This is a genomic window from Streptomyces tibetensis (assembly GCF_040647715.1).
Taxonomy (GTDB): domain Bacteria; phylum Actinomycetota; class Actinomycetes; order Streptomycetales; family Streptomycetaceae; genus Streptomyces; species Streptomyces tibetensis_A.
On sequence record NZ_JBEZCR010000004.1, the window covers coordinates 162,010 to 175,552 of the forward strand.

Consider the following 13,543-nt stretch of genomic DNA (forward strand, 5'->3'; position numbering starts at 1 on the left):
TGGCGCCCCCGCGTTCGGCCCTCAGCCCCACTGAAGCGCAATCACTCGGAAGAGAGGCAACTCCATGAGAAAGTCCTGGCTTCTTCCCCTGATCACGCTGGTCTCCGCCTCGCTCGGCGTGACAGCGGCAGGTGTGGCCCCTGCCTCCGCTGCCTCCGACACGCCTTTGCGGGTCATGCCATTGGGCGACTCGATAACCTGGGGAGTGGGAAGCAGTACGGGCAACGGCTACCGGGCGCCGTTGTGGGACAGGCTCAGGGCGGACGGCCATCCGCTGGACTTCGTGGGCACCGGGCGGGCCGGTTCGATGTCCGACCCCGACAACGAAGGCCACTCGGGATACCGCATCGACCAGATCGCCGCACTCGCCGACGCCTCGCTCACCCGCTATCGGCCCAACGTCGTGACGCTGCACATCGGCACCAACGACCTCCAAGGAGCCTCCGAGGTCGACACGGCCATCGCCCGGCTGAAGTCGCTGGTCAACCAGATCACCGCCGACGCCCCCGACGCAACGGTTCTCGTCGCCTCCCTCGTCGTGTCCACCAGCAGCTCGGAGGAGCGGTTCCGGGGCGCGTACAACCAGGCCACCCGCACCATCGTCAGCGAGGCCCAGGCCGCGGGCAAGCACGTCGCACACGTCGATATGAGCAGCCTGACCACGGCCGACCTGGCCGACCCCCTGCACCCCAACGACTCCGGGTACCAGAAGATGGCCGACGCCTTCCACCGCGGCATCCAGGCCGCGGACGGTGCCGGATGGCTGAAGAACCCCGCGCCCGCCCCCGCCCGCGTACAGTCCGGTGTGGCGGGCAAGTGCATGGACGTCAAGGGCGCCACCACCACCGACGGGACCGCTGTCCAGACGTGGAGCTGCGGCGACGGCGCCAACCAGTTCTGGTCCGCCTATCCCGACGGCACGCTGCGCTCCCTGGGCAAGTGCCTCGACGCCGCAGGCGGTGCAACCGCCAACGGCACCAAGGTCCAGCTCTGGTCCTGCCACGGCGGCGCCAACCAGGTCTGGCAGCCCTACAACGGCGGCTACCGCAACCCCGCCTCGGGCCGCTGCCTCGACGTTCCCGGCTCCTCCACGGCCGACGGCACGCAACTCCACCTGTGGGACTGCCACGGCGGCTCCAACCAGAAGTGGACCACTCTGACCGCCGGATGACCCTTGCTGCCGGGAACCACGGGGGCCTTCCCGGCCCGCGAAGCAGGACTTCGCGGGCCTGATCGGCGGGGTGCGCGTTCGGGTCAGCGCTGCAGCGTGAGGACGCCCGGCCGGTACGGCAGTTGCACATAGGGGGTGCCGTCGGACGCGGGGCTCCTGCCCTGGTAGAGGAACTGCAGGTTGCAGGGGTCGACGGTCATCGTCTGGTCGGCGTTGGTGCGGACCAGGTCACCGTGGCTGATGTCGTTGGTCCAGGTGGCACCGCTGTTGGCCTTGCCGGCGAAGGGGCTGCTCTCGGTGCCGGCCTGGACCGTCCACGGGCCGTTCAGGCTGGAGGCCGTGAACGAGCGGAAGTAGCGGCCGTTCGCTCCCATCGCCTCGACGATCATGAGGTACTGGTTCTGGCCCTGGACCTTGTAGACCTCCGGCGCCTCGAACAGCTTCTCCTTCGTGTCACTCATGACCGTGGTGTACGACGAGCCGAAGCTGCCCGGGAAGTTCCCTAGGGGCATGCTCGACTTGTAGATCTTGCCGTTGTCGTCGGCGAAGAACAGGTACATGTTCTGGCCGTCGGCGATCATGGTCGGGTCGATCGGGCCGCTTTCGGGGAGGCTGCCGGTGAACAGCGGCTGCGGCGCGGACCAGCCGTTGGGGTCGGTGGGGTTGCTGGACGTGCGGTAGGTGAAGGGCCAGGCGGTGCCCCACCCGTTCGAGGTCAGGACCCAGACGTTCTTCGGCGCGAAGTAGAACAGTTTGGGCGCCACCGCCAGGCCCTGGCTCATCCCGGTCTGGGTGGCCGTCGCCATGTCGGACCAGTTCGTGAAGGGACGGAACGCCATCGTGCCCCACGACGAGCCGTCAGAGGTGGTCGCGTAGACCAGCTGCTTGCCGTCGTACGGCACGGTGGTGAAGTCCTTCAGCGCGACCCAGCCGTTCGACGGCTGCGCCAACGGGCCGGTCGACGCCCACCGGTACGCCGACGGAAGAGCACACGTGCCGCCCGGCGGGGCGGATGGGCCGGTCCACTTCTGGTTGCCGCCGCCGGTGCAGTTCCAGAGCTGCACCGCCGTGCCGTTGGCCGTGGCGCCGCCGCTGACGTCCAGGCACAACCCGGACTCCACGGCGACGATCGTGCCGTCGGAATTCACCCTCCACTGCTGGTTCGTACCGCCGTTGCAGGCCCAGAGCACCACCCGGGTACCGGCAGTGGTGGCGTGGCCCGGTACGTCCAGGCACTTGTTGCCGTACACCGTCAGTTGTTTGTCGTCCGTCAGCGTCCACTGCTGGTTGGTCCCGCCCGTGCAGTCCCAGATCTGCAGGTTCGTGCCGTCCGTCTGACTGGCGTTCGGCACATCGAGACACCGGCCGGAACCGGCGCCGCGCAAGGCACCGCTGGTGGCGGCCTGAGCCGGGTCGGCGACGAGCGTCGCCGCCGAAGCGACCAGGGCCGCGAGCACCACAGACAGCTGCCTGAGGTGGAAACCACGTCTGCGCATGGGGCCTCATTCCATGAGTAAGCCGTTCCGGTCGGCCCGCCAGAGCCGTCCGGACTGTTGACGTGCTGTGATTCGACCGCGATGTCCGTCATGCCGAACGATGGTCGAAGCTTCGTGCAAGCGGGAGGGAGGAGAGCGATCACGAGCTGTTTCCGGGGCAGGGCCTCAAGCCGGCGGCTCGCGGTGAGCCGACCGCGCTGATACATGGGATGGATTAACGGATACGAACGTTGCCTCTGTCCAGTCTCGTGACACGAAAGGCTTGATATCCCTTGCGATAAGGCGTCCGGGCGTCCGCCCCGCTCCCTGACCCCACATCAAACATGGGGTCTCTGAGGAGGAGTGAGGAGCGCGAGAGCGGGATGACGTTGTCGTCCGGGCGCGTTGCGCCCGACGGTTGCCTGCCGAATCCCTGCCTCTTCGGCGGCACACCCCTCACCCGGCTCAAACATGCCATGTCTGAGCCAGGGCAATAAGTGAATAACACTCGAATGGTACATAAATGCAAGGCGCGAGGCTGCTTTCATCCCTGCACGCCCGTTGACAGCAGGGCGTCACATGGTCGAACTTCGTGCGTAACCCCCGTGTTTCAGAACCACAGGCGGCGCATGTCCCCCTGGCCCCTTGCCCCCCCACTTCAGGGATGTCCTCATGTCGAGCTCTCTCAACAGACGCCAGCTCCTGTCCGCCGCCACCTGGGTAGCGGCAGCAGCCGTCGCCGGCGGCGGCCTCGGAGCCGGCGTCGCCCACGCAGCACCGAGCGCGTACACACCCGACTGGGATTCGGTCGACCGGCACCCGGCGGCTCCGGAGTGGTTCCAGGACGCGAAGTTCGGAATCTACTTCCACTGGGGAGTCTTCAGTGTTCCGGCCTTCGGCAACGAGTGGTACCCGCGCACCATGTACCAGGCCGGGGACTCCGTCCATCAGCACCACATCGAGACCTACGGCCGGCCCTCCGCGTGGCCGTACCACAACTTCATCGACGGGGCCCGGGACCTGGCGGGCAACTTCGTGAAGTTCGCGCCGAAGCTGAAGTCGGCCGGAGGCAACTTCGACCCCGACGAGTGGGCGCAGTTGTTCGTCGACGCCGGCGCGAGGTTCGCCGGGCCGGTCGCCGAGCACCATGACGGCTTCTCCATGTGGGACAGCCAGGTCAACGAGTGGAACTCGGTGAACAAGGGCCCGGGACTGGACCTGCTCAAGCTCTTCGCCACGGCCATCCGCGCCAAGGGCCTCAAGCTGCTGGTGGCCATGCACCACGCCTACAACTTCACCGGCTTCTACGAGTTCGCCCCCGCCCAGACGGACCCCAGCCTCAAGAAGCTTTACGGGCAACTGGGTCAGGCCGCCGAGAACCAGCTGTGGTTCGACAAGCTCAAGGAGGTCGTCGACCGCGCCCGGCCCGACATCCTCTGGCAGGACTTCAACCTGGTCGCCGTCGACGAGCAGCAGCGCCTGAACTTCCTGGCGTACTACTACAACCAGGCCGACAGCTGGGGTCGTGAGGTCGTCGCCACCTACAAGGACGGCATGAACGGCAAGGGTGAGGTCTTCGACTACGAGCGCGGCGGCCCGGCCGACCTCACCACCCCGTACTGGCTGACCGACGACAGCATCTCCAGCAGCAGTTGGTGCTACACCCAGGGCATCGGCTACTACACGTTCCAGCAGATGCTGCACTCGTTCATCGACCGCGTCAGCAAGAACGGCAACATGCTGCTGAACATCGCGCCGACGGCCGACGGCACCATCCCCCAGGCGCAGAAGGACATCCTGCTCGGTATCGGAGACCACCTGAAGCGCTTCGGCGAGTCGTTGTACGCCACCCGCGCCTGGACCGCCTACGGCGAGGGCCCGACGAAGATGGGCGGCGGGTCGTTCACCACCCCGCACGCCGGCACGCCGCAGGACATCCGCTTCACCCGCAACAAGGCCGGCACCGTCCTGTACGCCACCGTCCTGGGCTGGCCCGGCAGTTCACTGACGATCAAGACCCTCGGTTCGGAGCGGATCAACCTCGCCTCGCTGTCCTCGGTGAAGCTCCTCGGCACCACCGCCGGCACATACATCGACCTGCCCGCCCCCACCCAGAACTCCTCCGGCCTCACCGTCACCCTGCCCTCCGCGGCGCCCTACAGCGCCGGCGCCTACGTACTCAAGCTCACCTTCTCCGGCACGATCCCGGGCCTTCGGCCGCTCGCGGGAGCCATCGCCTTCACGGACGTCAACTACACCGGCACCGCAGGAGTGTTCACCGTCGGCGACCACACCGCGGGCGACCTGGCCGCGTCCGGACTGGGCGCGCGCACCCTGTCCTCCCTGCGGCCGGCCCCGGGGTACCAGGTGATCGGCTACTCCGGGGACGACTTCACCGGCACCTCCTGGACCTTCACCGCCGAGAACCCCGACCTGCGGAACACCGGCAACAACGACCAGATCACGTCACTGAAGGTGCGGTTCGACCCGGCGACCCACTTCCGGATCACCAACGCCACCAATGGACTCGCCCTGGACAGCGGCGGCGACGTCGCCTCCGGCTCCCCCCTCAAGCAGTGGACCTGGGACGGCAGTTCCAACCTGCAATGGCGGGCCGAGGCGGTCGCAGACGGCTACTACAGGCTGGTCAACCGCACCAACGGCATGGTCGCCGACGGCTGGGGCGCCACCGCCGACGGCTCACCGGCCCGCCAGGCACCCTGGAACGGCGGCACCGATCAGCAGTGGACCATCGCCCCCAGGGGCGGCGACCGCTACTCGATCCACAACCGCACCACCGGTCTCGTACTCGACGGCGGCGGCAACGTCGCTTCCGGCTCCCTCACCAAGCAGTGGACCTACGGCAGCAGTGCCAACCTTCTGTGGACCCTCACCGCGCTGTGACCCTCGTACCGTCATGACGCCGCAACCGTCCTTTCGTCCCGGCGGAGGGACCGTTGCCTCATCAAAGAATGAAATCGAAACGGAATTCCCCACTTCTCCGTTTCGGGGAATTCCTCTAGCATGGATGTATGGAAAAGACAAAAGAGTTCTACGTAGTGAAAACCGGCGACAACCTCACCAAGATCGCGGGAATGTTCCATGTGACGGTGGATCAGATCATGGAATGGAACCCGCAGATCAAGGATCGAAACAAGATCTACCCCGACCAGCGGATACGCGTGGCCCCGCCACCCGAGACCGACGGTGAGGAAGGTGAGTACGAGCCCTTTCCAGGGGCAGACTTCTTCCAGGCGTCAGTGACCAGTCCCATCATCGAAGCCATGGGGTACCGCCTCATCGAGGAGAACTGCTCGGTGTACTCCGGCGGCCCCGACTCGACGTGGAGTTCGGCGGACCAGAAGTCCTACGCCAAGTGGCAGCGCAAACTCGGATACGGCGGCGACGACGCTGACGGCATTCCGGGCAAGACATCCTGGAACAAGCTGCGCGTGCCCGCAGTCTACGAGTGACCAGAACCGAAATCCGGCCGACCCCTACGCACAGCCGAGTCAAAGGCCTGCGTAGCGGGCCGCCGCGGTCGTCATGGCGTGCGCGCGCGAAAACGCGGATCGCCTATCTGGCCGCGCAGCTCGAGTACGAAAGCGTCAGTCCCTGCCCTGAGGAGCGCACGACACTCGTCGAAGGAATGCGGGGGCATCTCGAAAAGGCCCGCGCCGCCGCCGATGAGGAATACGGCTGGCGCCGTCCGTGGTCGGGTTCGACCGCCCGCGAGGGCGTCTGGTCCAATATCCGCAGCGCGGAGGTGATACTGCTTCAGCTGGTGTCCGACGCCGAGGCCGCAGGCCGCGCCAGCGAGGTCATGGCCCTCGTCAAGCGGCATCTGGACATCGACGACCCCCGCCGGGTCAGACTGGCCCAGCGGATCAGGCCCATCATCTCCGGCGACATCAAGCCCGGCGACCGGGACCTCATGACCCGCGCGCTCGACGCCGCGTACAACGCCCTGGACGACGAACTGGCCCGGGTGCGCAGTCTGCGCAACATCCTGTGGACCGCCACGTTCCTCGTGTTGCTCGGTGTGACGGGCCTCGCCCTCTACGGCTGGTTCTCGCCCAGCTCGCTCAGCCTCTGCTTCACGCCCCAGAACGGTCCCGAGGCCGCGGAGCGGATCACCGTCGTGTGCCCCACCGCGGAACACCACAACCTCCCGGCGGGCACCGACGCCAGCGGGCTGGCCAAACCGAGGGACATCCTCACCGTGGAGATCGCCGGGCTCGCCGGCGCCGCGCTCACCGTCATCGCCTCGCTGCGGCGCATCCGGGGCACCGACGCCCCCTACATGCTGCCCCTCGCGTCGGCGGTGCTGAAGTTCCCCACGGGCGCGCTGACGGCCTTCCTCGGGCTGCTGCTGATCAGGGGCGCCTTCGTCCCCGGGCTGAGCGATCTCGACAGCAGGGCGCAGGTCCTCGGCTGGGCCGCGGTCTTCGGCGCCGCGCAGTACCTGGTGACCCGGCTCGTCGACGACCGGGCTCAGGAGACGTTGTCGGAGGTGGGCAGGCCCACCGAGGCCATCGCCGACCCGGAGCGGACCGCCGTCAAGGACAGCCCGGCGGCGGGAGAGCCCGGCACGCGGGGATCACCGGCCGGGTCCAGGGACGGCGTGGGACTGCACGGGCCGGCGTCCGCGGCCGAGTCGGACGGCGAGCCCGCCCCCGACGGAGCGCCCCCTCACCGCCGCAGCGGCGCGTGAGCCGTCTCCGGAAGCCGCAGGTACACCACCGACGACACCAGGCAGATCACCGCCACGTACCACGGGAACAGCCCCGAGTGCCCCTGCTCCTTGAACAGTGTGCCCACGTACGGGGCGGTGCCGCCGAAGAGGGCCACCGTCAGGGAGTAGGGGAAGCCGATGCCCGCAGCGCGGACCCGGGGCGGGAAGATCTCCGCGTTCACGGCCGCGCTGATCGAGGTGAACCCGGTCAGCAGCACCATGCCCGCGCACTGCACGAGCAGCAGCACGGCGAACGAGTCGCTGAGGGTGTGCAGCAGAGGCACCGCGAGCAGCGCGAAGCCCAGGCCGAAGAAGAGCAGCAGGGGTCGGCGGCCGAAGCGGTCCGACAGCAGACCGCCGAGCGGCTGCAGCAGGGCGAAGAACGCCAGTGAGATCGTGCCCGCGAGCAGCGCGTCCGCCTTCTCGACGCCGGCGTTGAGTTCGGCGTACGTCGGCAGGTACGACGTCCACGTGTAGTAGGCGATGGTGCCGCCCGCCGTGATGCCGCCGATGAGCAGCGACTCGCGCGGGTGCCGGCGCAGCGCCTCGAACAGTCCCGGGCGCGGCGCCCGCTGCTGCTCGGCGCTGCGCGTCTCCTGCGCGCCCTGCCGGATCCAGAACCCGACCAGGCTCAGCACGGCCCCGAACACGAACGGCACCCGCCAGCCCCAGCCGTTCATCTGCCCGTCGCTCAGCGTGTCCACGAGCAGCGTGGCGATGCCGGAGGCGACCAGCTGCCCCACGGTCGTCGACACGTACTGGAAGCTGGAGAACAGCCCCCGCCGGCCGGACCCCGCCGACTCCACCAGGAAGGTCGTGGAGGCTGCGAACTCGCCGCCCACCGAGAGCCCCTGCAGCAGCCGGGCGAGGACGAGGACCACCGGCGCCAGGACGCCCACGGCCGCGTAGGTCGGGGTGAGCCCCACCAGCAGGCTGCTGCCGCCCATCAGCAGGATGGTGACGGTCAGGGCGGCCCGCCGCCCGTGCCGGTCCGCGACCGCGCCCATCAGCAGCCCGCCCACCGGCCGCATGAAGAACCCCACCGCGAACACCGCGAACGTCGACAGCAGCGGCACCAGCGAGTTGTCCGCGCTCTTCGGAAAGACCTGCGCGGCGATGTAAGTGGCCAGAAACGTGTAAGCGTACCAGTCGTACCACTCCACCGCGTTGCCGACCGAGGCGGCGAGGAGCTGTCGAACGGGCCGTTTCGTCGGCGGGGAAACCGTCTGCGTCTCTGTCACGCCCCTCACCCTCCCCTGACAAGGCCCCGGCACACCCTCCGTACCGGCGACTTTCACACGAGTGTCACGTGCCCCTTCCTTGGCGTTTGGTGTGCCTGAAACACTCCTTCCGCGCAGATTCCGTCACGTTCCGGCCATCCCGCACCTCAGGATGAGAGGTCTGTCCTTCATGTCCGAAGTAAACCGGCGCCGCTTTCTCCAACTCGCGGGTGTCACCACGGCCTTCAGCGCCCTGTCCGCCAGCATCCAGCGCGCCGCCGCCCTTCCGGCGAACCACCGCACCGGGTCGATCGAGGACGTCGAGCACATCGTCGTCCTCATGCAGGAGAACCGTTCCTTCGACCACTACTTCGGCACCCTGAGAGGAGTCCGCGGCTTCGGCGACCCCCGCCCGGTCACCCTCGACAACGGCAAACCGGTCTGGCACCAGGAGAAGGACGGCAAGGAGATCCTGCCGTTCCACCCGGACGCCGACGACCTCGGCATGCAGTTCCTGGAAGGTCTGCCGCACTCCTGGCCCGACGGCCACCAGGCCTACGCCGGGGGCAAGTACGACCGGTGGGTGCCCGCGAAGGGCACCACGACCATGGCGTACCTCACCCGCGAGGACATCCCCTTCCACTACGCCCTTGCCGACTTCTTCACGGTCTGCGACGCCTACCACTGCTCGTTCATCGGCTCCACCGACCCCAACCGCTACTACATGTGGTCCGGGTGCACCGGCAACGACGGCACCGGCGGCGGCCCCGTCCTCGGCAACGACGAACTCGGCTACGGCTGGACGACCTACCCCGAGCGCCTGGAGCAGGCCGGCATCTCCTGGAAGATCTACCAGGACATCGGCGACGGACTCGACGCCCAGGGCTCCTGGGGCTGGATCCAGGACGCCTACCGTGGCAACTACGGCGACAACTCGCTGCTGTACTTCGACAAGTACCGCGACGCCAAGCCCGGCGACCCCTGGTACGACAAGGCCCGCACCGGCACGAACGCCAAGGCCGGCGACGGCTACTTCGACGTGCTGAAGGCGGACGTGAAGGCCGGAAAGCTGCCCCAGATCTCCTGGATCGCCGCCCCCGAGGCCTTCTCCGAGCACTCCAACTGGCCCTCGAACTACGGCGCCTGGTACATCGCGCAGGTCCTGGACGCCCTCACTTCCGACCCGGAGGTCTGGTCGAAGACCGCCCTGTTCATCACCTACGACGAGAACGACGGCTTCTTCGACCACGTGGTGCCGCCGCTGCCCCCGAAGGACGCCTCGCGCGGCCTGTCCACCGTGGACGTCTCCCTCGACCTCTTCCCGGGCGACGCCAAGAACACGGCAGGCCCCTACGGCCTCGGCCCCCGGGTGCCGATGCTGGTCGTCTCCCCGTGGAGCAAGGGCGGCTACGTCTGCTCCGAGACGCTCGACCACACCTCGATCCTGCGGTTCATGGAGCGCCGCTTCGGCGTCCGCGAGACCAACATCTCGCCCTGGCGCCGCGCCGTCTGCGGTGATCTGACGTCCGCGTTCGACTTCTCCCGCAAGGACGCGCGCCCCGCCCCGCTGCCCGGTACCGACGCGTACGAGCCGCAGGACCGCGAACGCCACCCCGACTACAAGCCGGTCCCGCCGGCCGACCCGCGCATGCCCCGCCAGGAACGCGGCCTGCGCCGCACCCGGCCGCTGAAGTACGCCCCGCACGTGGACGCCGCGGTCGACACCGCGGCCGGGAAGCTCACCCTCACCTTCGCCTCCGGCGCGAAGGCGGGCGGCGCCTTCCACGTCACCTCGGGCAACCGCACCGACGGCCCCTGGACCTACACCACCGGGGCCGGCAAGACGCTCTCCGACACCTGGAACTCGGCGTACTCCCAAGGCTCCTACGACCTGACGGTGCACGGCCCGGGCGGCTTCGTGCGCGTCTTCAAGGGCTCGAACAAGGCGGCCGGCTGCGAGGTCACGGCCCGCCACACCGGCGACCACATCGAGCTGACCTTCACCAACAAGGGCTCCGGCACGGTCCGCCTGAAGCTCACCGACGCGTACGGCGGCCGGCCCGCGACCGTCACCGTCCGTCCGGGTGCGAAGGTGTGCCGGACCGTCGACCCCGCTGCCGGCCACCGCTGGTACGACCTGACCGTCACCGCAGAGGGCGACAAGGCGTTCCTTCGGCGGTTCGCCGGGCACGTCGAGAACGGGCAGCCGGGGGTCAGCGACCCGGCGATCATCACCGCGTAGCGGGAGTGAGGTGCCCCGGATCGTGCGGCCGGGGCACCAGAGCCGGTTCGGGCGTGGCCGAGCCGGGCTCCAGGGCCAGGACGGCGGCCACCGGGTGGTCGTCGTCGACCGGGGCCGCCGCGGGTGCCGTCCGGCTCAGCAGCACCACGCCCCAGGACGCGAGGCCCGCCCCCGCGAGCGCGAGCAGCACACCCGCCGACCCGCCCTGAAGGCGTTCGCCCAGCAACGACAGGCCGATCACGCCGGCGGCCAGCGGGTTGGACAGGGTCACCATCGCGAGGGGCCCGCCCAGGCCGCCCCGGTACGCCGTCTGCGACAACACCAGCCCCCCGGCCGCGAAGGCCGCCACGATCAGGGCCACGCCCACCACCTGGACGCTCAGCACCGTGCCGGAGCGGTCCGTCGCGGACACCGTCACGGTCTGCGTGAGGGCCGAGGCGACCCCGGACGCCAGACCCGACGCGGAGGCGTGCCGCAACCCGGGGCGGGCGCCCGGCCGGGACAGCACCCCGATGAGGGCCGCGGTGGCGCCCGCCACCGCCAGCGCCTCGGGGACGCTGAGCACATCGTCCGGCTCCGGACCCGACGCCGTGACCAGGATCGCGCCCAGGCCGAGCAGCGTCAGCGCGGTGCCCTTCCACTCGACCGCCCTCACTCGCCGTCCCGCCATCCGCGCCCCCATGGGCACCGCCGCGACCAGGGTGAGCGCGCCGAGCGGCTGGACCACGGTCAGCGGGCCGTACCGGAGGGCGACGACGTGCAGCAACGCGGCCGACGCGTTCAGCCCGACCGACCACCACCAGGCACCGCTGCCGAGCAGCCGCAGCGTGCCCGCTCCCGGGGAACGGGAGGCGAGCCGCTCCTGGGCGACCGCGGCGGCGGCGTAGGCGACGGCGGAGACGAGGGACAGGACGACGGCGATCAGGACGGCGTTCATCGGCCCGCTCCCACGAGTGCCTGCTCGTCCCGCTGGGCCGGCACGGGGCTGCCCTGCGCACGCCCGGCCGTGCTCGTCGTGCGGTGCGGTGGGCGAAGCGAGACGGGGGTCCTCCCGGACGGGGTCTGGGGCCGGATCACCGCGAGTGCCAGGACGAGCAGGGCAGCCGCGACGATCGCGTCCAGCCAGTAGTGGTTCGCCGTACCGACGATCACCAGCAGCGTCAGCAGCGGATGAGCCAGCCAGAGCCAGCGCCATCGCGAGCGGGTCGCGACGATGAGTCCGACGGCCACCATCAGCGCCCAGCCGAAGTGCAGTGACGGCATGGCCGCGAACTGGTTCGACAGGGAGTCCGTCGCGGGATCGCCGTACACCGACGGCCCGTACACCCGGGCCGTGTCGACCAGGCCGGTCGCCGCCAGCATGCGCGGCGGGGCGAGCGGGAACAGCAGGTGCAGCACCAGAGCGGCGGCCGTGACGGCGGCCAGGACCCGGCGGGCCCACACGTAGTGGGCCGGGCGTCGCAGGTAGAGCCAGATCAGGAAGGCTGTGGTGGCGGGGAAGTGGACGGCCGCGTAGTAGATGTTCGCGATGTGCGCCAGGGCGTCGCCGTGCAGCAGGAGCGACTGCACCGCCCCCTCGCCGGGGAGATGGACCGCTCGCTCGAAGTCCCACACGCGGTGTGCGTCGTGGAAGGCCTCGCCGGTGTGGCCGGTGGCCAGCTGCCGGCCGAACTTGTAGACGAGGAAGAGCCCTGCGACGAGCAGGAACTCCCGGACGAGCGGCGGTCGCGCTATCGCGTCGGACTCCGCCGGCGCAGGCTCGGTGCGGGCATTCATCCCCCGGCCCCTTCGGTGACGGTGGTGCTCTTATCGGTACGAGAGCGTACCGATACGTCAGTGTACCGATACGGCCGCGTACCGGTACACTGGCGTATCGGTAGACGTAGGACACACCGCCGACCGGGAATTTTCCGGCCGCCCGACGAGACTCAGGAGCACCGCCCATGACGTCCCAGGCCGCGGACCGGCCCGAGCCGCTCGGTGCCACGCGCCGCTCCAAGATCACGCCCGAGCGTGAGCAGGAGTTCTACGACGCCGTGCTGGAGCAACTGCGGGAGTGCGGCTACGACTCCGTCACCATGGAGGGGATCGCCGCCAGCACCCGGTGCAGCAAGTCCACGCTCTACCGCCAGTGGAAGACCAAGCCCCAGTTCGTCGCGGCTGCGCTGCGCTCGCACCGGCGGACGCGCTGCATCGACACCGGCTCGCTCGCGGACGACCTGCGCGAGGCGGCCCGGGCGGCGGGAGAGCTGTCGGGCCGGGACACCAAGCTCCTCCAGGCGCTCGTGCACGCGGCCCCTCAGGACCCGGAGCTGCAGCGCGCCTTGCGCGAGGCGCTGGTCGAACCGGAGATCGCCGCGCTGAAGGAGATCATCCGGCGTGGGGTCGAACGGGGAGAAGTGCCCGCCGACCACCCGGCGCTGGAGTACATCCCGGCGCAGATGTTCGGCGTCCTGCGCATCCGGCCCGTCCTGGAGGGCCAGTACGCGGACCCGGACTACTTGGTCCGCTTCGTGGAGGCCGCCGTGTTGCCGGCTCTGGGCCTCACCTGAGACCCGGGCCGCCGTCCGCGGGATGACCGGACGGCGACCCGACCGCGCCGACCCGTGGGGACGGGGGCGGCGCGCACCCCCCGGCCGGGTGGGGTGCCCCTGTGAGCGGCGGGGGCGCCCCACCCGGCCGACCGGTGTGCGGGGCGCC

The 13,543-nt window shown here is 69.5% G+C and carries 10 protein-coding genes; 6 read left to right on the forward strand and 4 right to left on the reverse strand.

Going from position 1 to position 13,543, the window contains the following annotated elements; genetic code table 11:
* Positions 1 to 64: 64 nt before the first annotated feature.
* A complete protein-coding gene (locus AB0B29_RS12385; RefSeq protein WP_362237618.1) occupies positions 65 to 1,171 on the forward strand; it encodes a ricin-type beta-trefoil lectin domain protein in 1,107 nt (368 codons plus the stop codon).
* A gap of 83 nt (positions 1,172 to 1,254) precedes the next feature.
* Here AB0B29_RS12385 and AB0B29_RS12390 read toward each other — a convergent pair whose 3' ends face one another.
* Positions 1,255 to 2,667, reverse strand: coding sequence for a non-reducing end alpha-L-arabinofuranosidase family hydrolase (locus tag AB0B29_RS12390; protein WP_362237620.1), 1,413 nt, complete (start codon positions 2,665 to 2,667; stop codon positions 1,255 to 1,257).
* Between the two features lie 651 nt (positions 2,668 to 3,318).
* On the opposite strand from AB0B29_RS12390, the gene AB0B29_RS12395 reads away from it, so the two are divergent.
* From AB0B29_RS12395 to AB0B29_RS12410, 3 genes are all read left to right on the forward strand, one after another.
* A complete protein-coding gene (locus AB0B29_RS12395; RefSeq protein WP_362237623.1) occupies positions 3,319 to 5,550 on the forward strand; it encodes an alpha-L-fucosidase in 2,232 nt (743 codons plus the stop codon).
* 128 nt (positions 5,551 to 5,678) lie between these two features.
* On the forward strand, positions 5,679 to 6,119 hold the full coding sequence (locus AB0B29_RS37750; RefSeq protein ID WP_436845836.1) for a peptidoglycan-binding protein: 441 nt from the start codon (positions 5,679 to 5,681) through the stop codon (positions 6,117 to 6,119).
* Positions 6,120 to 6,295: 176 nt separating this feature from the next.
* Complete coding sequence (locus AB0B29_RS12410; protein ID WP_362237625.1) at positions 6,296 to 7,360, forward strand: hypothetical protein; 1,065 nt, start codon at positions 6,296 to 6,298, stop codon at positions 7,358 to 7,360.
* Here the strand turns inward: AB0B29_RS12410 and AB0B29_RS12415 are convergent.
* Positions 7,339 to 8,622, reverse strand: a complete 1,284-nt coding sequence (locus AB0B29_RS12415) for an MFS transporter (protein ID WP_362237628.1) — start codon at positions 8,620 to 8,622, stop codon at positions 7,339 to 7,341. The genes AB0B29_RS12410 and AB0B29_RS12415 overlap by 22 nt on opposite strands.
* A gap of 169 nt (positions 8,623 to 8,791) precedes the next feature.
* Between AB0B29_RS12415 and AB0B29_RS12420 the strand changes: the two genes are divergently transcribed.
* A complete protein-coding gene (locus tag AB0B29_RS12420) occupies positions 8,792 to 10,843 on the forward strand; it encodes a phosphocholine-specific phospholipase C (RefSeq protein ID WP_362237631.1) in 2,052 nt (683 codons plus the stop codon).
* On the opposite strand, the gene AB0B29_RS12425 is transcribed toward AB0B29_RS12420, so the two are convergent.
* Together AB0B29_RS12425 and AB0B29_RS12430 are read right to left on the reverse strand one after the other, a co-directional pair.
* Positions 10,833 to 11,780 (reverse strand): hypothetical protein, encoded by a 948-nt coding sequence (locus tag AB0B29_RS12425; RefSeq protein ID WP_362237634.1) that lies wholly within the window; start codon positions 11,778 to 11,780, stop codon positions 10,833 to 10,835. The two genes, AB0B29_RS12420 and AB0B29_RS12425, sit on opposite strands and share 11 nt — an antisense overlap.
* A complete protein-coding gene (locus AB0B29_RS12430) occupies positions 11,777 to 12,619 on the reverse strand; it encodes a phosphatase PAP2 family protein (protein ID WP_362237637.1) in 843 nt (280 codons plus the stop codon). The genes AB0B29_RS12425 and AB0B29_RS12430 overlap by 4 nt, the downstream gene beginning before the upstream one ends.
* Positions 12,620 to 12,786: 167 nt before the next feature.
* Here AB0B29_RS12430 and AB0B29_RS12435 point away from each other — a divergent pair, with 167 nt between their 5' ends.
* Positions 12,787 to 13,395, forward strand: a complete 609-nt coding sequence (locus tag AB0B29_RS12435; protein ID WP_362237640.1) for a TetR/AcrR family transcriptional regulator — start codon at positions 12,787 to 12,789, stop codon at positions 13,393 to 13,395.
* Positions 13,396 to 13,543: the final 148 nt, after the last annotated feature.

Coding starts and splice junctions, on each gene's coding strand:
- AB0B29_RS12435 (WP_362237640.1), top strand. CDS start 12,787: ATGACGTCCCAGGCCGCGGACCGGCCCGAGCCGCTCGGTGCCACGCGC.
- AB0B29_RS12385 (WP_362237618.1), top strand. CDS start 65: ATGAGAAAGTCCTGGCTTCTTCCCCTGATCACGCTGGTCTCCGCCTCG.
- AB0B29_RS12390 (WP_362237620.1), bottom strand. CDS start 2,667: ATGCGCAGACGTGGTTTCCACCTCAGGCAGCTGTCTGTGGTGCTCGCG.
- AB0B29_RS37750 (WP_436845836.1), top strand. CDS start 5,679: ATGGAAAAGACAAAAGAGTTCTACGTAGTGAAAACCGGCGACAACCTC.
- AB0B29_RS12410 (WP_362237625.1), top strand. CDS start 6,296: ATGCGGGGGCATCTCGAAAAGGCCCGCGCCGCCGCCGATGAGGAATAC.
- AB0B29_RS12395 (WP_362237623.1), top strand. CDS start 3,319: ATGTCGAGCTCTCTCAACAGACGCCAGCTCCTGTCCGCCGCCACCTGG.
- AB0B29_RS12420 (WP_362237631.1), top strand. CDS start 8,792: ATGTCCGAAGTAAACCGGCGCCGCTTTCTCCAACTCGCGGGTGTCACC.
- AB0B29_RS12425 (WP_362237634.1), bottom strand. CDS start 11,780: ATGAACGCCGTCCTGATCGCCGTCGTCCTGTCCCTCGTCTCCGCCGTC.
- AB0B29_RS12430 (WP_362237637.1), bottom strand. CDS start 12,619: ATGAATGCCCGCACCGAGCCTGCGCCGGCGGAGTCCGACGCGATAGCG.